The 18,377-nt window shown below is 61.7% G+C and carries 19 protein-coding genes; 8 read left to right on the forward strand and 11 right to left on the reverse strand.

Annotation, left to right across the window (positions count from 1 at the left end):
- Positions 1 to 172: 172 nt before the first annotated feature.
- Complete coding sequence (locus KVQ74_RS26470) at positions 173 to 361, forward strand: hypothetical protein (RefSeq protein ID WP_217834332.1); 189 nt, start codon at positions 173 to 175, stop codon at positions 359 to 361.
- Positions 362 to 457: 96 nt separating this feature from the next.
- Here KVQ74_RS26470 and KVQ74_RS26475 read toward each other — a convergent pair whose 3' ends face one another.
- From KVQ74_RS26475 to KVQ74_RS26510, 8 genes are all read right to left on the reverse strand, one after another.
- Complete coding sequence (locus KVQ74_RS26475; RefSeq protein WP_217834333.1) at positions 458 to 1,000, reverse strand: DUF2058 domain-containing protein; 543 nt, start codon at positions 998 to 1,000, stop codon at positions 458 to 460.
- 25 nt (positions 1,001 to 1,025) lie between these two features.
- On the reverse strand, positions 1,026 to 1,859 hold the full coding sequence (mazG, locus tag KVQ74_RS26480) for a nucleoside triphosphate pyrophosphohydrolase (protein ID WP_217834360.1): 834 nt from the start codon (positions 1,857 to 1,859) through the stop codon (positions 1,026 to 1,028).
- Between the two features lie 133 nt (positions 1,860 to 1,992).
- Positions 1,993 to 4,236 carry a GTP diphosphokinase gene (gene relA, locus KVQ74_RS26485; RefSeq protein WP_217834334.1) on the reverse strand — a complete coding sequence of 748 codons (2,244 nt, stop codon included), beginning with the start codon at positions 4,234 to 4,236 and terminating at the stop codon, positions 1,993 to 1,995.
- 124 nt (positions 4,237 to 4,360) lie between these two features.
- Positions 4,361 to 5,713: a 23S rRNA (uracil(1939)-C(5))-methyltransferase RlmD gene (gene rlmD / locus KVQ74_RS26490; protein WP_217834335.1), complete on the reverse strand. Its 1,353-nt coding sequence runs from the start codon at positions 5,711 to 5,713 to the stop codon at positions 4,361 to 4,363.
- Positions 5,713 to 6,615 carry a cysteine synthase CysM gene (cysM, locus tag KVQ74_RS26495; RefSeq protein WP_217834336.1) on the reverse strand — a complete coding sequence of 301 codons (903 nt, stop codon included), beginning with the start codon at positions 6,613 to 6,615 and terminating at the stop codon, positions 5,713 to 5,715. The genes rlmD and cysM overlap by 1 nt, the downstream gene beginning before the upstream one ends.
- Before the next feature lie 81 nt (positions 6,616 to 6,696).
- Positions 6,697 to 7,746, reverse strand: coding sequence for a PDDEXK nuclease domain-containing protein (locus KVQ74_RS26500; protein WP_217834337.1), 1,050 nt, complete (start codon positions 7,744 to 7,746; stop codon positions 6,697 to 6,699).
- A 182-nt stretch (positions 7,747 to 7,928) separates the two neighbouring features.
- Positions 7,929 to 9,353, reverse strand: a complete 1,425-nt coding sequence (locus KVQ74_RS26505) for a sensor histidine kinase (protein ID WP_217834338.1) — start codon at positions 9,351 to 9,353, stop codon at positions 7,929 to 7,931.
- Entirely contained in the window at positions 9,340 to 10,062 is a 723-nt protein-coding gene (locus KVQ74_RS26510) for a response regulator transcription factor (RefSeq protein ID WP_217834339.1), read from the reverse strand. The genes KVQ74_RS26505 and KVQ74_RS26510 overlap by 14 nt, the downstream gene beginning before the upstream one ends.
- A 213-nt stretch (positions 10,063 to 10,275) precedes the next feature.
- On the opposite strand from KVQ74_RS26510, the gene KVQ74_RS26515 reads away from it, so the two are divergent.
- Together KVQ74_RS26515 and KVQ74_RS26520 are read left to right on the forward strand one after the other, a co-directional pair.
- Entirely contained in the window at positions 10,276 to 13,029 is a 2,754-nt protein-coding gene (locus KVQ74_RS26515) for a response regulator (protein ID WP_217834340.1), read from the forward strand.
- A gap of 83 nt (positions 13,030 to 13,112) precedes the next feature.
- Positions 13,113 to 14,102, forward strand: a complete 990-nt coding sequence (locus KVQ74_RS26520; protein ID WP_217834341.1) for a 2-hydroxyacid dehydrogenase — start codon at positions 13,113 to 13,115, stop codon at positions 14,100 to 14,102.
- Positions 14,103 to 14,107: 5 nt separating this feature from the next.
- Here the strand turns inward: KVQ74_RS26520 and KVQ74_RS26525 are convergent, their stop codons facing one another.
- The gene (locus KVQ74_RS26525) at positions 14,108 to 14,554 is read right to left on the reverse strand and encodes a hypothetical protein (RefSeq protein WP_217834342.1); all 447 of its coding nucleotides are present in this window, start codon (positions 14,552 to 14,554) and stop codon (positions 14,108 to 14,110) included.
- 135 nt (positions 14,555 to 14,689) lie between these two features.
- Here KVQ74_RS26525 and KVQ74_RS26530 point away from each other — a divergent pair, with 135 nt between their 5' ends.
- Both KVQ74_RS26530 and KVQ74_RS26535 read left to right on the forward strand, forming a co-directional pair.
- On the forward strand, positions 14,690 to 15,124 hold the full coding sequence (locus KVQ74_RS26530; protein WP_217834343.1) for a hypothetical protein: 435 nt from the start codon (positions 14,690 to 14,692) through the stop codon (positions 15,122 to 15,124).
- A complete protein-coding gene (locus KVQ74_RS26535) occupies positions 15,124 to 15,528 on the forward strand; it encodes an META domain-containing protein (protein WP_217834344.1) in 405 nt (134 codons plus the stop codon). Before KVQ74_RS26530 ends, KVQ74_RS26535 begins: the two co-directional genes overlap by 1 nt.
- A gap of 86 nt (positions 15,529 to 15,614) precedes the next feature.
- Here KVQ74_RS26535 and KVQ74_RS26540 read toward each other — a convergent pair whose 3' ends face one another.
- Entirely contained in the window at positions 15,615 to 16,082 is a 468-nt protein-coding gene (locus tag KVQ74_RS26540; RefSeq protein WP_217834345.1) for a TlpA disulfide reductase family protein, read from the reverse strand.
- A gap of 113 nt (positions 16,083 to 16,195) precedes the next feature.
- Here KVQ74_RS26540 and arsC point away from each other — a divergent pair, with 113 nt between their 5' ends.
- Genes arsC through KVQ74_RS26555 form a run of 3 tightly spaced genes read left to right on the forward strand, consistent with a single transcriptional unit; the run spans position 16,196 to position 17,569 of the window.
- A complete protein-coding gene (gene arsC / locus KVQ74_RS26545) occupies positions 16,196 to 16,549 on the forward strand; it encodes an arsenate reductase (glutaredoxin) (protein ID WP_217834346.1) in 354 nt (117 codons plus the stop codon).
- Positions 16,546 to 17,142 carry an NAD(P)H:quinone oxidoreductase gene (wrbA, locus tag KVQ74_RS26550; protein ID WP_096818028.1) on the forward strand — a complete coding sequence of 199 codons (597 nt, stop codon included), beginning with the start codon at positions 16,546 to 16,548 and terminating at the stop codon, positions 17,140 to 17,142. The genes arsC and wrbA overlap by 4 nt, the downstream gene beginning before the upstream one ends.
- Position 17,143: 1 nt before the next feature.
- On the forward strand, positions 17,144 to 17,569 hold the full coding sequence (locus KVQ74_RS26555; RefSeq protein ID WP_217834347.1) for a DUF2069 domain-containing protein: 426 nt from the start codon (positions 17,144 to 17,146) through the stop codon (positions 17,567 to 17,569).
- A gap of 82 nt (positions 17,570 to 17,651) precedes the next feature.
- Here the strand turns inward: KVQ74_RS26555 and KVQ74_RS26560 are convergent, their stop codons facing one another.
- Complete coding sequence (locus KVQ74_RS26560; protein ID WP_085683575.1) at positions 17,652 to 18,326, reverse strand: DNA-3-methyladenine glycosylase I; 675 nt, start codon at positions 18,324 to 18,326, stop codon at positions 17,652 to 17,654.
- Between the last annotated feature and the right edge of the window lie 51 nt (positions 18,327 to 18,377).

Below are 18,377 nucleotides of genomic sequence, written 5' to 3' on the forward strand. Positions count from 1 at the left end.
ATGCAACCAACCGCCCTGCGACTGAATGTCGCGGATTTGGCGGGCTGCAGCACTGTTGCGAATTTCGCAAGAATACATTGCACAAATAGAGCGTTTACTTAGCCGGCTAACAAAATCTATAAAAGAGTCCTGCACACGCCTTGCTGCAGATAACAGAGATTGGAGCTAGCAGATGACTGTAAAAGTAACTGAACGCGACGATTCACACATGTCCCATGAAGGCGTAGCCGCCGGTATACGGATCTGGGATGTGCATCAACAAGATTTGCTGGTCGGGATGTTCCATAACGAAATCGACGCCCACAACTACAAGGCCGAACTGGAACTGCAAGAACGGCAGCGGGATCTGAAATCCGCCTGAGCCAATCACAGCATTGAAAACGACAAACCCCGCCATGAGCGGGGTTCGTCGTTTCTGGACGCTGTCAGCACCGCCTGGCGGCGTGACGCGGCAGGCTTACCACATCAGATCGTCAGGGATCTGGTAGGCCGCGTACGGATCGTCCTCGGCATTGACCTCTTCGACCTTCTCGTTCATCTGCACGATGCGCTGCGGATCGCGCTTCTGGATCTTCAGGGCCGCTTCACGAGGGATCACTTCATAACCGCCGGCATGGTGCACGATCGCCAGCGAGCCGCCGCTGAGCTTGTTGCGCATCAGCGTGTTGACGGAGATACGCTTGACCTTTTTGTCGTCAACGAAGTTGTAGTAGTCCTCGGTGGTCAGCTTCGGCAAGCGCGAGACTTCGATCAACTGCTTGATCTGCGCCGCGCGGGCCTTGGCCTCGACCTTCTCCTGCTGCTGACGGTTCAGCTCCTGGTCGCGCTTGACCTTCTCGGCCTGGGCTTCCTGGGCGGCGCGTTGCTGCGAATCATCCAGCTCGATCTGGCCTTTGTGGGCCAGGCGCTGTTGCTTCTGCTTGTCCTTGGTGACCTGCTTGGCCTGCTTCTGGTTGACCAACCCTGCTTTGAGCAACTGGTCGCGAAGGGAAATACTCATGGTGCTTACTCACTTGGGCAGCTGCTCAGCCGCAGCCGGGCAAATTCTTTTCCTGACGCTTGGCTTCGCCCCACAGGGCGTCCAACTCTTCGAGGGTGCAATCTTCCATGGGACGGTGGGTGTCGCGCAATGCCTGTTCGATAAAACGGAAACGCCGCTCGAACTTGCCATTGGCGGCACGCAATGCGCTTTCCGGATCGACCTTCAGGTGCCGGGCCAGGTTGACCACGGAAAACAGCAGGTCGCCGATTTCCTCGGTCACCGCCTCCGAATCGTTTTCGGACATGGCTTCGAGCACTTCATCGAGTTCTTCACGCACCTTGTCCAGTACCGGCAAGGCATCGGGCCAGTCGAAACCGACCTGTCCGGCGCGCTTCTGCAACTTGGCCGAGCGCGACAACGCCGGCAACGCGGCAGGCACATCGTCGAGCAGTGACAATTGTTGCGGCTCGGCGGATTTCTCGGCGCGCTCTTCGGCCTTGATCTCTTCCCAGCGATGCTTGACCTGTTCTTCATCGAGTCGCGGCACGTCCAGCGGTGCGTACAGATCGCCGGTCGGGAACACGTGCGGATGACGGCGGATCAATTTGCGGGTGATGCTGTCGACCACACCGGCAAATTCGAAGCGCCCTTCTTCCCGGGCCAACTGGCTGTAATACACCACCTGGAACAACAGATCACCCAACTCGCCCTGCAAGTGATCGAAGTCGCCCCGTTCGATGGCGTCGGCCACTTCGTAGGCTTCTTCGAGGGTGTGCGGAACGATGGTCGCGTAGGTCTGCTTGATGTCCCACGGGCAACCGTATTGCGGATCGCGCAGGCGGTTCATCAGGTGCAGCAGGTCTTCAAGACTATGCATCATTTATCTCTCACCACAAAACCCGTGCGGGAGCGGGCTTGTTCGCGAATACGGAGTGTCCGGCAACAAATAGGTCGACTGACACATCCTCTTCGCAAGCAAGCCGGCTCCCACAGTTGATCGGCGTTGATCTTCAAGGGGTACGGTTACGTCGGGTTTCGATGATGTTCGGCAACTGGGAAATCCGCCCGAGCAACCGCCCCAGCGCATCGAGACCAGGGATCTCGATGGTCAGGGACATCAACGCGGTGTTGTCTTCCTTGTTCGAGCGGGTGTTGACCGCCAGCACGTTGATGCGCTCGTTGAGCAGCACCTGGGAGACGTCACGCAGCAGGCCGGAACGGTCGTAGGCACGGATGATGATGTCCACCGGGTAGGTGAGCACCGGCACCGGTCCCCAACTGACCTGGATGATCCGTTCCGGCTCGCGTCCGGCCAGTTGCAGCACCGAGGCGCAGTCCTGACGGTGAATGCTCACGCCACGGCCCTGGGTGATGTAGCCGACGATGGCGTCGCCCGGCAATGGCTGGCAGCAGCCGGCCATCTGGGTCATCAGGTTGCCGACGCCCTGGATCTGGATGTCGCCACGCTTGCCCGGTTTGTAGCCGGAGGCCTTGCGCGGAATCAGCTCCAGTTGCTCGTTGCCGCGTTCCGGCTCGACCAGTTGCTGGGCCAGGTTGACCAGTTGCGCCAGACGCAGGTCGCCGGCACCGAGGGCGGCGAACATGTCCTCGGCGGTTTTCATGTTGGCCTTGTCGGCCAGCTTGTCGAAATCCACCGCCGGCAGGCCGAGGCGATTGAGCTCGCGCTCAAGCAGGGTCTTGCCGGCCGCAACGTTCTGGTCGCGCGCCTGCAACTTGAACCAGTGAACGATCTTCGCCCGTGCCCGCGAGGTGGTGACGTAACCGAGGTTGGAGTTCAGCCAGTCGCGGCTCGGCGTGCCGTGCTTGCTGGTGATGATCTCGACCTGCTCACCGGTCTGCAGGCTGTAGTTGAGCGGTACGATCCGCCCGTTGATCTTCGCGCCACGGCAGTTGTGACCGATTTCGGTGTGTACGCGGTAGGCGAAGTCCAGCGGCGTCGCGCCTTTCGGCAAGTCGATGGCGTGACCGTCGGGGGTGAAGATGTAGACCCGGTCCGGCTCGATATCGACCCGCAACTGTTCGGCAAGGCCGCCGATATCGCCCAGTTCTTCGTGCCACTCGAGCACCTGACGCAGCCAGGAGATTTTCTCTTCGTAGTGGTTCGAGCCGGACTTGACGTCGGTGCCCTTGTAGCGCCAGTGCGCGCAGACGCCGAGCTCGGCTTCTTCGTGCATCGAATGGGTACGGATCTGCACTTCCAGCACCTTGCCTTCAGGACCGATCACCGCCGTGTGCAACGAGCGATAACCGTTTTCCTTGGGGTTGGCGATGTAGTCGTCGAACTCTTTCGGGATGTGTCGCCACAGGGTATGGACAATGCCGAGCGCGGTGTAGCAGTCGCGCATTTCCGGCACCAGCACCCGCACCGCGCGCACGTCGTAGATCTGGCTGAATTCCAGGCCCTTGCGCTGCATTTTGCGCCAGATCGAATAGATGTGCTTGGCCCGGCCGCTGATGTCGGCCTCGACGCCGGTGGCCTGCAATTCGTTCTTCAACTGGCTCATCACGTCGCTGATGAAACGCTCGCGATCCAGTCGCCGCTCGTGCAGCAGCTTGGCGATCTGCTTGTACTGATCGGGCTCCAGGTAACGGAAGGACAAGTCCTCCAGTTCCCATTTGATATGACCGATGCCGAGCCGGTGCGCGAGTGGCGCATAGATGTCGAAGACTTCCCGGGCGACGCGGTTGCGCTTTTCGTCGTCAGCGGTTTTCACCGCACGGATCGCGCAGGTGCGTTCGGCCAGTTTGATCAGCGCGACGCGCACATCGTCGACCATCGCCACGAGCATCTTGCGCAGGTTTTCCACCTGGCCCTGAGTGCCCATCACCATGGACTGGCGCGGGCTGAGGCTGGCACTGATCGCCGCCATGCGCTGCACGCCGTCGATCAGCTTGGCCACCACCGGGCCGAAGCGCTGACTGACCGCCGCGAGTTCGATCTGGCCTTCGCGCACGCCACGGTAAAGCACCGCGGCGACCAGCGAATCCTGATCGAGTTTGAGGTCGGCGAGAATCTCGGCGATCTCAAGGCCGGTGCTGAAACTGCCACTGCCTTCGGACCACAGATTCTTCGCTGCATTGGATTGCTGCTCGGCCTGTCGAGCGTACTCGCAGGCCTCTTTCAAGGCTTCGCGATCCAGTGCCAGATCGACACTGACCGCATGATCGAGCCAAGCCTCGAGATTGATACTGCCGTCAGTATTGATCGGCTGGTGTGCTCTCACCTGTACCATCTTGCTTTACCTTCCCTACGACGCAGATTCAATGCGTCAAATCACTGACCTTCATTGCCCGTTTGCGCTCGCGGGGCTAAGACGAGCGCTGCACGGGCGGACCAGTCGGATCAGACGAGCCATCCTAGCTCGCTTCAAATAACGCCATGGCCTCGACATGCGCCGTCTGAGGAAACATATCGAGAATCCCGGCACGTTTTAACCGGTAGCCCTGCTTGATCAATTCGACCGTATCGCGCGCCAGAGTTGCAGGGTTGCACGACACATAGACCAACCGCTCGGCACCCAGGGTCGCGAGCTTGCGCACCACCTCGAAAGCACCGTCACGCGGTGGGTCCAAGAGTACCGCAGAAAAGCCTGTTCCGATCCACTCGGCATCAGTCAAAGGCTGGGATAAATCGGCCTGAAAAAACTTTGTGTTATGCAAATTGTTGCTGGCCGCATTGCTGGCTGCGCGCTCGACCATGGTCTGCACGCCCTCGACCGCCACCACCTCGCGCACGGCCCTGGCCAGCGGCAGGGCAAAGTTGCCCAGACCGCAGAACAGGTCCAGCACGCGCTCGTCGCGCGTCGGTTTCAACCAGTCGAGGGCCTGGGTGACCATCGCCTCGTTGACCCCGGCGTTGACCTGAATGAAATCCCCCGGCCGATAGGCCAGTTGCAGATCCCATTGCTCCAGGCGATACCCCAACGATTGCGTGGCATCCACCGGTTGCGGCTCGCCTTCGCCATGCAGCCATAATTGCGCTTCATGGAACGCGCAGAAATCCTTGAGGATCGTCAGGTCGGCCTCGGACAGCGGCGCCATGTGCCGCAGCAACAGCGCCAGCGACGAACCGCTGAACAACTCGACATGTCCCAGTGCCTGAGGTTTGCTCAGACGCCGGAGCATCTCCGGCAAGCGGGTCATGATCGGCTGCAAGGGCTGTACCAGCACCGGGCATTCGCTGATCGCAACGATGTCCTGACTGCCGGCGGCACGGAAACCGACTTCGAGATTTTTTGCCTTCATGTCCCAGCGCACGGCGATCCGGGCGCGGCGGCGATAACCGAATTCGGGACCGGTCAACGGCGCAGCCCACTCATCAGGCTCGACACCGGCGACCCGTGACAACTGCTCGGCGAGCATGCGCTGTTTCAGGGCAAGCTGTTCATCGTGGGGCAGATGCTGGACGCTGCAACCGCCACAGCGGCCAGCGTGCTGGCACGGCGCCGGACGGCGCAATTCACTGGCATTGAACACCCGTTCGGTGCGCGCCTCGACCACTTTGCCGTGCGCGCCCAGCACCCGTGCCTCGACCTCTTCACCGGCCAGGGCACCGAGCACGAACCAGGTACGCCCTTCGAAAAACGCGATCCCCCGACCGTCGTTGGCCAGGCGCTCGATATTCAAGCGCTGCTTTTTACCGGTCGGGACTTGCGGGGCCTTGCTGCCGCCAGTGGGCTGGAAGCGCAGGCCTCTCTCATGCTTGGCCATCAGTTGGGCGCGTCGAAAATGCCGGTCGACAGGTAACGGTCGCCACGGTCACAGATGATCGCGACGATCACCGCGTTTTCAAGTTCTTTGGACAGGCGCAGCATCGCTGCCACCGCACCGCCCGAAGAGACGCCACAGAAGATGCCTTCTTCACGGGCCAGACGCCGGGTGATGTCCTCGGCTTCGCTCTGCGCCATATCGACGATGCGGTCGACACGATCGGCCTGATAAATCTTCGGCAGGTATTCCTGCGGCCAGCGGCGGATGCCGGGAATGGCCGCGCCTTCCATCGGTTGCAGGCCGACGATCTGCACGCTTTCGCTCTGCTCTTTCAGGTAACGCGACACACCCATGATGGTGCCGGTGGTGCCCATCGAACTGACGAAGTGGGTGATGCTGCCTTGGGTCTGACGCCAGATTTCCGGGCCGGTGGTGGTGTAGTGCGCTTCGGGGTTGTCACCGTTGGCGAACTGGTCCAGCACCTTGCCACGGCCTTCGGCTTCCATTCGCTGAGCGAGGTCGCGGGCGCCTTCCATGCCTTCTTCCTGGCTGACCAGAATCAGTTCGGCACCGTAGGCGGTCATCGCTGCCTTGCGTTCGGCGCTGGAGTTGTCCGGCATGATCAGGATCATCTTGTAACCCTTGATCGCGGCGGCCATCGCCAGGGCGATCCCGGTGTTGCCCGAGGTCGCCTCGATCAGCGTATCGCCGACATGAATCTGCCCACGCAACTCGGCACGGGTGATCATCGACAGCGCCGGACGATCCTTGACCGAACCCGCCGGATTGTTCCCTTCCAGCTTGAGCAATAAGGTGTTGCTGGTTTCGCCAGGCAGGCGCTGCAAACGAACCAGCGGGGTGTTGCCGACGCAATCGGCGATGGTTGGGTACTGCAAAGTCATGGCGTATTCGCAATCCGGACGTGCGGGGGCGCCTATCATACCGGCAAACCCGCGCAGGCCATATCACGCAAAGTGCGGTGCTTATGGTTTATGGGAATAAGCAGCTGACTCGGCACTTTGCGCCTCGGCAACGTTCAATGCATAGAACTCGTGCAGCTTGGCTTGCAGCAACTGCTTGTCGGGCAGCTGTACCTGGTATTCCGCGATCAACGCGGGAGAGAGGCTGCGATTGAGCGCGTACTCAACCACCTCGTCTTCTTTGCTGGCGCACAGCAGGACGCCAATGGCGGGGTTCTCGTGATGCTTGCGCTCATCGCGATCCAGCGCCTCCAGGTAGAAATTCAGCTTGCCCAGATATTCCGGTTCGAAACGACCGACCTTGAGTTCAATGGCGACCAGGCAGTTGAGTCCACGGTGGAAAAGCAACAGATCCAGGGCAAAATCCCGACTGCCGACCTGGAGCGGGTATTGGGAGCCGACAAAACAGAAATCGCGGCCGAGTTCGGTGAGGAATTCCTTGAGACGCCCCAGCAAGCCTTGATGTAAATCGGTTTCAGCATGTACGCCGGGCAGATCGAGGAATTCGACCATGTAGGCATCGCGGAATATTTCGAGGGCCGAGGGGTGGGATTGTTTCAGAGAGGCTGTAGCGCTGATCGGCTGGGTGACCGCTCGTTCGAACAGCGCAGCTTTGAACTGACGCTCCAATTCCCGTGTCGACCATTTTTCCTGAATGGCTAGCCGCAGATAGAACTCTCGTTCCTGCGGGAGTTTGCTCTGAGTAAGGATGAGCAAATTTTGGGTCCACGGTAATTGTGTCAGCAGCGCTGACACTTTTTCATTACCGCGATAAGCCTCGTAAAACTGGCGCATCCTGAACAGGTTGCGTCGAGTAAAGCCACGCAATCCTGGTTGTGTGATTGCTAGATGCTCAGCCAATTGGCTTACCACCGAATCTCCCCATTCAGCCATTTCTATCTTGCGGCTGATATACCCGCCCACCTGCCAATACAACTCGATCAACTGGGTATTCACCGCCTGCATGGCTTTCTGTTTGGCGCCGTGAATCAGCGAAAGCACTTCATTGAAGCGCTCATCAGGCGTGCTGCTGGTAACGTTCGGTGCGGTCATGCGCGGTTCCTTGAGGGTGATTGGAAACCCGAGCTTAAACCGCCAGAAACGCTGCAAATGACCGCTGATACTGCTTGGGAAATGCCCTACAGAAAGACGAGAAGGGTCAGGCAAAGCCGCCGTGGCAGCGCCGGAAGACCTGCATTAACTGCGGGTCGAATCCTACAAATGACCCACATCTTTCATACAACTTGCGGGGTCCATGTATTCGCCACGGGAGCAGGCTTGCCCGCGAAGGCATCAACGGACGCGCCACCCTCATCCGCCATCAGTCGGAAATTCAGCCGCAACCCTTCCGCGCCATTCTCCGCCCACAACTGCCCCCCCTGACGCTGCACGGCGTTGCGGGCGATGCTCAGCCCCAACCCGAATCCGCCATCTCCCGGCCGCGACCCGTCGAGGCGGGTGAATGGCGAGAAGATCCGTTCCAGATCCTCCTCGGCCACCCCGCCGCCCTGATCCTCCAGCCACAGGTGCCAGTAATCGCCGTCGCGTCGCCCATCGAGCCGCACGATGCCGTCCTCGGGAGAATGCCGGATAGCGTTGCGCAGAATGTTTTCCAGCGCCTGGGCCAGGGTGTTGAGATTGCCACGCACCCAGCAAGACGACTCAACCGCGCATTGCAGTTGCAGGCTCGGCCAGCCGCTTTCATAACAGGCGTTGTCGGTGAGCATTTCCCACAGCGCCTGGATCTGGATCGCTTCGTCCGGCAGTGGCGTGCGCTCGGTGTCGAGCCAGGCCAGTTGCAGGGTGTCGTCCACCAGCCGCTGCATGACATCGACTTCACGACCGATGCGCTCACGCAGCGGCAGCAAGCCTTGTTCGCTTTCACTGGCGACCCGCAAGCGGCTCAGCGGTGTGCGCAACTCATGAGAAAGGTCGCGCAGCAACTGCTGTTGCAGGGCCACGGTGGATTGCAGGCGTTCGGACATCGAATCGAAAGCCCGGGCCAGTTCGCCAAGTTCGTCCGGGCGGCGGGTGATACCACTGGAGAGCCGCACATGCAATTGATCGGCACGCCAAGCGTTGGCCTGCTCACGCAGATTGTTCAGCGGCACCACCAACAGGCGATACAGGCCGACACACAACAGCAAGGTGAACAGCCCGGGAATCACGCCGTTGGTGATGACCCGCCAGAACACCTTGTATTTGCCCGGCACGAAACGCTCGGGCAACTCGATGACCAGAATGCCCGCCGCCGGATTGCCCGGAAACGGCACGCGCAGCCATGGCCGGCCTTTCTTGTGGATCGGCCAGTCGAGCCCCCGCAGAAAGGTCAGGTGCTGGATTTCCTGTTCGGTCAGGGGATCGCTGCCCAGCGACTGCAAGTCAGCGCCGATCACCCCGACCCATCCGGCCTCACGCAACTCCATGCTCTGCAGCCAGCTGTCGACACCATCGCGCTCGGCACGCAACCAGGCCCGCTCGGCCTCGGCGGCATAACGCGTGAGCGTGCCGCGGGCTTCGTCCGAGAGGAACTGATTGCGCTGCTCCATATAGCGGCCCCACGACCAGCTCAGCCAGATCATCAGCAGACAGAACGCCACCAGCAGACAGGCGAGTTTCCAGAACAGTGAATGCCGGCCCGGCAGGTCAGACACTTTCATCAACGGCGCTCAACACGTAACCCTTGCCCCACACCGTGCGCACTTCACGCTCGGTATAACCGATGGCCTTGAGTTTGCGGCGGATCTGGCTGATGTGCATGTCGAGGCTGCGATCATGGGCCGCGTAACCGCGCTGCAGGACATGCTGATAAAGGAAGGCCTTGCTCAGCACCTCCTCATCATTGCGGTGCAGGGTTTCGAGCAAGCGGTATTCGCTGCGGGTCAGCCCGGCGGGATGTTCGCGGTAAAACACCTCGCACTGTTCATCGTCGAACCGCAATCCGCCCGCTGCCACCGGAACGGCGACAGCAGGCGGACGCCGATCAAGGGCCACCCGGCGCAGGATCGCTTCGATCCGCACATGCAGCTCGGCCATGCTGAACGGTTTAGGCAGATAATCGTCGGCGCCCAGGCGAAAACCGCTGATGCGATCGGCCTCGGCCCCGAGCGCCGACATCAGCAGCACCGGCGTCGAATGGCTCTGACGCAACTGGGTCAACAGGTTCAGGCCGTCCAGCCCCGGCAGCAGAATATCCATCAGTACCACGTCGAACGGCTGGTGCCTGGCAATGTTCAGACCATCCTTGCCGTTCTGGCACCACGTCACCTGGAAACCACTGCGGCCCAGATGTTCATGGACATAGGCACCGAGCACCGGATCGTCTTCGATGGAAAGAATGCGTGGCTGGCCGACAGGAACAGGAGTCATGACTATCTGCAAATAATTCTCAGTTGTCCGATTATTCAAGATTGCCGGAGATCGGGCAACCCGAGGTTCACTTGCTGAGCGAACGAACAGCCTCGGGCCGACGAATGACGACATCATTTTTCCGAAGAACGCCCGCCTGCAAATCGCTACACTGCGCCAATGTCGCGTGCCGGAAGCACGTGTGAGTCAATGGGCGGGATGCGGGAGACAGGTGTGCTCAAGAAACTGGGAATCAAAGGTCGCGTGTTATTGCTGACCCTGTTGCCGACGAGCCTGATGGCGTTGGTGCTGGGCGGTTATTTCACATGGATGCAGCAGTCCGATCTGCAAAACCAGTTGATGCAGCGCGGGGAAATGATCGCCGAGCAACTGGCCCCGCTGGTGGCGCCCGCCATGGCTCACGGCGACAGCGAACTGCTCGAACGCATCGCCACCCAGTCCCTCGAACAACCGGATATGCGGGCGGTGACCTTCCTCGCGCCCGACCGTTCGCCACTGGCCCACGCCGGCCCGACCATGCTCAACCAGGCCCCCAGCGGCGATAGCAACCAATTGCTGCGCCGCAGCGGCAACGATGCCACCCGCTACCTGATGCCGGTGTTCGGCAAGCACCGCAACCTCGCCGGTGAACTGATTCCCGAAGAGTCCGACCGATTGCTCGGCTGGGTCGAACTGGAGCTGTCGCACAACGGCATGCTGCTGCGCGGTTATCGCAGCCTGTTCGCCAGCCTGCTGCTGATCGGTTTCGGTCTGGCCGGGGCGGCGTTGCTGGCAGTGCGCATGGGCCGCACGATCAACCGGCCGCTGAGCCAGATCAAACAGGCCGTGGCGCAACTCAAGGACGGTCATCTGGAAACCCGCCTGCCGCCACTCGGCAGTCAGGAACTGGACGAACTGGCCTCCGGCATCAACCGCATGGCCGGCACCCTGCAGAACGCCCGCGAAGAGTTGCAACACAGCGTCGACCAGGCCACCGAAGACGTGCGGCAAAACCTCGAGACCATCGAAATCCAGAACATCGAGCTGGATCTGGCTCGCAAGGAAGCGCTGGAAGCCAGCCGGATCAAGTCCGAATTCCTCGCCAACATGAGCCATGAGATCCGCACCCCGCTCAACGGCATCCTCGGTTTCACTCATCTATTGCAGAAAAGCGAACTGACCCCGCGTCAGCTCGACTACCTGGGCACCATCGAAAAGTCCGCCGACAGCCTGCTCGGGATCATCAACGAGATTCTCGACTTCTCGAAGATCGAGGCCGGCAAACTGGTGCTCGACCACATCCCGTTCAACCTGCGCGACCTGCTGCAAGACACCCTGACCATCCTCGCCCCGGCCGCCCACGCCAAACAGCTTGAGCTGGTGAGTCTGGTGTATCGCGACACGCCGCTGTCGCTGGTCGGCGACCCGCTGCGGCTCAAGCAGATCCTGACCAATCTGGTCAGCAACGCCATCAAGTTCACCCGCGAAGGCACCATCGTCGCCCGGGCGATGCTCGAGGACGAACACGAAGACAGCGTGCAATTGCGCATCAGCATCCAGGACACCGGGATCGGCCTGTCGAGCCAGGACGTACGGGCGCTGTTTCAGGCCTTCAGTCAGGCCGACAACTCACTGTCGCGCCAACCTGGCGGCACCGGTCTGGGGCTGGTGATCTCCAAGCGCCTGATCGAGCAGATGGGCGGCGAAATCGGCGTCGACAGCACGCCGGGCGAAGGCTCGGATTTCTGGATCAGCCTGAGCCTGCCCAAGACCCGCGACGACACCGAAGACCTGCCCGCCGCGCCGCTGCTCGGACGCCGGGTCGCGGTACTGGAAAATCATGAACTGGCCCGTCAGGCGTTGCAGCATCAACTGGAAGATTGCGGCCTCGACGTCACCACGTTCAATACCCTGGAAAATCTCGCCAACGGCGTCACCGGTGCGCACCAGACCGAGCAGGCCATCGACCTGGCGGTGCTCGGCATCACCAGCAACGACATGCCGCCGGAGCGCCTGAACCAGCACATCTGGGACCTCGAACATTTGGGCTGCAAAGTCCTGGTGCTATGCCCGACCACCGAACAGACGCTGTTCCATCTGTCGGTGCCCAATCCGCACAGCCAGTTGCAAGCCAAACCGTCCTGCACACGCAAGCTGCGGCGGGCGCTGTCGGATCTGGTCAACCCGCGCCCGTTGCGCAGCGAGCCCGGCGAACCGCTGTCGAGCCGCGCACCGAAAGTGCTGTGCGTCGACGACAACCCGGCCAACCTCTTGCTGGTGCAAACCCTGCTCGAAGACATGGGCGCCAAGGTACTCGCGGTGGAAAGCGGTTATGCCGCCGTCAAGGCCGTGCAGACCGAGACCTTCGATCTGGTATTGATGGACGTGCAGATGCCAGGCATGGACGGGCGCCAGACCACCGAAACCATCCGCCAGTGGGAAAGCGAACGGCACTGCACGCCGCTGCCTATCGTGGCCCTCACCGCCCACGCCATGGCCAACGAAAAACGCGCGCTGCTGCACAGCGGCATGGATGACTACCTGACCAAACCGATCAGCGAGCGGCAACTGGCGCAAGTGGTGCTGAAGTGGACCGGCCTGGCCCTGCGCAATCAGGCGCCGGACCGGATCAGCGAAACCCCGGTGGGCGCCCAGGAACTGCCGGTGCTCGATCACGAAGAAGGTTTGCGCCTGGCAGCGGGCAAGGCGGATCTGGCCGCCGACATGCTGGCGATGTTGCTGGCCTCGCTGGAAGCCGACCGTGAAGCGATCCGCGTCGCCCGTGACAGCCAGGACCCCAACGCGTTGCTCGAACGGGTCCATCGCCTGCACGGCGCCACTCGCTACTGCGGCGTGCCGCAATTGCGCGCGGCCTGCCAGCGCAGTGAAACCCTGCTGAAAAAGGAAGACCCGAAAGCACCGATGGCCCTGGATGAGCTGGAACGGGCGATCAATCGTCTGGCCGCACAGGCGAAGATCGGCGCCTGATCCACGGCAATGCCGGGGATGGCAGAGCCAGCTAAAGTTGTCGCGGGTGTTTTTGCCCCGCGACGATATTCCAGGAGGGCAGCATGCGCACAATCGTTTTCAGCAGCCAGACATACGACCGCGAGAGCTTCCTTGTCGCCGACTGTCCGGCCGGTATCGAACTGCACTTTCAACCGGCGCGGCTCAGTCTCGATACGGCCGCGCTGGCCGACCGCCATGAAGTGGTCTGCGCCTTTATCAATGATGACCTTGGCGCACCGGTGCTGGAACGCCTGGCCCAGGGCGGCACGCGACTGATCGCCCTGCGCTCGGCCGGTTACAACCATGTCGACCTGGTGGCCGCCAGACGCCTGGGACTTGCCGTGGTGCGGGTGCCCGCCTACTCGCCGCATGCGGTGGCCGAGCATGCCGTGGCCCTGATCCTCGCGCTCAACCGGCGCCTGCATCGGGCCTACAACCGCACCCGTGAAGGAGATTTCAGCCTGCACGGGCTGACCGGATTCGATCTGGTGGGCAAGACCGTCGGCATCGTCGGCACCGGGCAGATCGGCGCCACCTTCGCGAAAATCATGCACGGTTTCGGTTGTGAATTGCTGGCGTTCGACCCGTATCCAAACCCCGCTGTCGAAGCCTTGGGCGCCCGCTATCTGGACCTGCCGGAGCTGCTCGCGCAGTCACAGATCATCAGCCTGCATTGCCCGCTCAATGAGCAGAGCAAGCACCTGATCAACCGCGATTCGCTGGCGCACATGCAACCGGGGGCGATGCTGATCAACACCGGCCGTGGCGGTCTGGTGGACACTCCGGCACTGATCGACGCGCTCAAGGAGGGTCAGTTGGGTTATCTGGGACTGGACGTCTATGAAGAAGAAGCGCAGCTGTTTTTCGAAGACCGCTCCGACCTGCCGCTACAGGACGACGTGCTGGCGCGGCTGCTGACGTTCCCGAACGTGATCGTCACCGCGCATCAGGCATTCCTGACCCGCGAAGCCCTGGGCGCGATCGCCGCGACGACGTTGCACAACATCGCGACCTGGGCGGCGGGATCGCCACAGAACCAGGTTGAGGGTTGAGGCTTTTATTTGGGCGACAGCGAGGACGCCAGGATCAACAACGCCAGCCAGCCGAAACCGAACAGACGCTGCTTGGCCGAGTGGCCGCCGCGTAGCAGGAACCAGACAAAAATCATCGGCATCAGAAACACCATGATCTTCAGCCAGCCTTCCACCGGACGGGAACCGTCGACGTTCACCTGAGGCTCGACCGTTTGCTCGGCTGGCTGCCGGCGTCGACGCCCGGCAGCGGCCGGCATCACTTTCGGTAACGGCGCCGGTGCCAGAGTGGCCGCGACCGCTTCGGGCACCGCGCTGTTGCGAGGCAGGCTGCCAAAGGAAATCGTCGAGCTCTTCGCAGCGACGGGTGCAGCCTGGGCCTGCGGCTCTGCCATCGGAGCCCCGCAATGAATGCACGCACTGGCTTCAGAGCTGATGCTCCGCTTGCATTCATAACATTCGATCAGCGCCATGTTCCGTTCCTTCAGATTGAATGGCGGGCAGTTTGCCATGACTGCAGTGTCGATTTGAACCGGATCGAAGGTCGCAAGCGCGCATCATTCTGCAATCGAGCCCGTGCTAGCATGTCGCGCATATTTGGAGGACCCATGGTCGAACACGATTTCCGCTACACCCTGATGAACCCGCAACACACCCTCACTGAATGCCGCGCTGTCGTCCCGGGCCGCTATCAGGTCACCGGCAACGGTGGCTCGATTCGCACCGGTGATGTGTTGCTGGTGACGCTCAAAGGCGCCAAAGACTTGTCCATGCGCCTGACCGTCGAAAGCGTTCGCCACCTGATCAACCCGCCCGGCCAGTGGACTGCAATGACCTGCGGCCCGGTGTTCGGCGAACTGGCGATCCACACCTGGCAGGTCAACTGCGACAGCTGCGCCAAGGAGCTGAGTTTCGAGTTCGCGGTAGATGCCAAGCTCGGCAAACCGGCAGAAAAATCCGCCGCCACCGCGCGCATTGCCGAACTGGGCTGGAAAGCCGTCGGTGACAAGCACCTGTGCCCGAACTGCCAGGAGCCAGCGTGATGAAACAGCTCGCCATGACCGTCGCGGTCGGCGCCGGCCTGATGGGCTGCGCGGCGGAGCCTGTGCAACTGGAACAGAACCGCAGCTACATTCTGGAGTGGATCGGCGAGCGCCCGTTGATGGACTACAGCCACCTCACCGTGACCCTCGGCGACGATGGCCGGGCGTATGGCAATGGCGGCTGCAACCACTGGTTCGCCCCGTACACCCTCGATGGCGACAAGCTGAGCTTCGGCAAGATCGGCAAGACCCGCAAACAGTGCGCGCCGGCGCTCATGGAACAGGAACAACGCTTCCTGCAGGCGCTGGAACACGTCGAGCGCTGGGACATTTCGCCGATCGAGCAGATGCGCTTCTGGCCGGCGGAAGGCAAGCCTTTGCGCTGGTGGCTGGAAGAGGGCTGAGCCTCTAGGTCGCCCGGCCTCTCCCGGAGGGAGAGGCCGGGGTGAGGGGCAATTCCTGAGGCCGGCTCCTCAATCAGCAACGGCACTCAGTTAGTCGCCTGCAACGCCTCCAGCTTCGCCATCACCCCCGCCGCCGTCTGTTCGCCCATCAACTGCTCACGCACCTTGCCCTTGTTGTCGATGATGTAGGTCACCGGCAAGGCCTCGCTGCGCGGCAGCTCGAACAGGTCCGCCGGGTCCTGCGCCAGCACGGTGAACTTGATGCCCAGTTTCTCGCTGGCGCTCTTGAGTTCTTCACCCTGCACATTGTCGAAGTTGACCCCGAACACCCCGACCTTCTTGCCCTTGAGCTCATCGGCCAAATGGTTGAGCTCGGGGATTTCCGTGCGGCACGGCCCACACCATTCCGCCCAGTAATTGAGCACCACCCACTGTTTGTCCAGACGCTCGGAGGCGACCTTCTGGCCGTTCTGGTCGATGCCATAGTCGTTACCGCAGCCCCCCAGCATCAACGCCCCGAGTATCGTCAATGCCGCTGCCAATCGCCGTGTCATGTCGTGTTCCTTGTGAAAAATTGAATGCGCCTGCGACCCATCGCCTCCCAAGGTTCAGGATTGCGCGCTGCACAGTTAGAATAGCCGCCACTTTACGCCATAAGCGACCCGCCATGACCGATCTGACGCTCTATCACAACCCGCGCTGCTCGAAATCCCGTGGCGCGCTGGAACTGCTCGAAGCCCGAGGCCTGACGCCCAACGTGGTGCGCTACCTCGAAACCCCGCTGGACGCCGCGCAGATCAAGACGCTGCTGGGCAAGCTCGGGATCAGCGCGCGGCAACTGCTGCGCACCGGGGAAGATGAATACAAAATGCTTCAGCTGGCCGACGACAGCCTCAGCGAAGACCAATTGATCGCCGCCATCGCCGCGCATCCCAAACTGATGGAGCGGCCGATTCTCGAAGTCGGCAGCAAAGCCGTGATCGGCCGGCCACCGGAGCAGATCCTGGAGCTGCTGCCGTGAGCGCGCCGTACATTCTGGTTCTGTATTACAGCCGCAGCGGCTCGACCAACGAGATGGCCCGGCAGATTGCCCGGGGTGTCGAACAGGCCGGCCTCGAGGCGCGCCTGCGCACCGTGCCGGCGATCTCCACCGAATGCGAAGCCGTCTCCCCGGACATCCCCGACGAAGGCGCGCTCTACGCCACGCTGGATGATCTGAAGAACTGCGCCGGCCTGGCGCTGGGCAGTCCTACCCGTTTCGGCAACATGGCCGCGCCGCTCAAGTATTTCCTCGATGGCACCAGCAACCTGTGGCTGACCGGCGCGCTGGTGGGCAAACCGGCCGGGGTGTTCACCTCCACCGCCAGCCTGCACGGGGGCCAGGAAACCACCCTGCTGTCGATGATGCTGCCGTTGTTGCATCACGGCATGTTGATCACCGGCCTGCCCTACAGCGAATCGGCGCTGCTGGAAACCCAGGGTGGCGGCACGCCTTACGGCGCCAGCCATCACGCCGGGGCCGATGGCAAAAGCGGTCTCGATCAGCACGAAGTGGCGCTGTGCCGCGCACTCGGCGCCCGTCTGGCGAAAACCGCGCTGAAGCTGGGGAACTGAGATGGCCAGAAAGCCGAAAGTCCTGCCCGCCATCGAGTGGCTGGAGCCACGGGTGCGGGCCATGCGGGTGATCAGTCTGCTGTGCTTTTTCGGCCTGGCCGGACTGCTCGCCGCCTACTACCTGATCTTCGCCGACCTGCACGGCGCGCGGCCATGGGTGATTCTGCTGATCGAGCTGATCCCGTGGCTGGTGCTGGCACCGGGCATGATCATGGGCAGCGCGCGCGGGCATTCGTGGATGTGTTTTGTGGTGAACCTGTATTTCATCAAGGGCGCACTGGCCGCGTACGACCCGAGCCGACAGCTGTTTGGCGTGCTGGAAATGATCGCCAGTCTGGCGGTGTTCTGCTCGGCGCTGCTGTATGTGCGCTGGCGGTATCAGTTGAACCGCAAACTGGCGGGGGAAGGCGAAATCAGCGTCGCCTGACCTGACGCCTTCGCGGGCAAACCCGCTCCCACACTGGATCGGCTGTGGGAGCGGGCTGGCCCGTGAAAGCTGCCCTGCGGTCTCAATGATTGACGGTATACGCCAGCATCATCGAAATCTGGCTCATCGGCCGACCGCCGCTTTCTTCATGCCACTGGTTGAATGCATTCTGCACCGTCGCCAGATCGCGCAGACTGCTCGGCACCTTGTCGACGATCTTCTGCGCGTTCAGTGCCGCGACCACGTCGTAGCTCGGCACGAAAGTGTCCTTGCCGACCATCCGCAAAAACCGTGGCGCCGACAACCCGCCCAACTGATGGCCGTGCTTTTTCAGGTACGTCCACAGACCGACGATGTCGGTCACCGGCCAGTCGGCGAGCAACGCGCCGAAACTGCCCTTCTCCTTCTCGACGTCGAGGATGAACTGCGCATTGCGCGGCACGCTCTTGAGCTTGCCCAGGTGGCGGATGATCCGCGCGTCCTGCATCAGGCGCTCAAGGTGTTCGGCGCTCATCAGCACGACTTTTTCCGGATCGAACTTGAAGAACACTTCCTCGAAGGCCGGCCACTTGGCGTCCACCAGGCTGTGCTTGAGCCCGGCGCGAAACACCCGCAGGGCCATGGTCGAGAGGTAGCGGTCGTCGCTGATCTTGCGTAATTGCGCGGGAGTCTTGGGAACGGGCAGATGGGCTTCCAGTTCAGCCGCCGAACCGAAACGGTTCAGACAGTATTCGTGCAGCCATTTGTAATCGCGCATGCCCTCTCCTGAGGATTGAAATGAAGACCTCGTGGGAGCGGGTTTGCCCGC

The sequence above is a fragment of the Pseudomonas botevensis genome, assembly GCF_019145475.1.
Classification (GTDB): domain Bacteria; phylum Pseudomonadota; class Gammaproteobacteria; order Pseudomonadales; family Pseudomonadaceae; genus Aquipseudomonas; species Aquipseudomonas botevensis.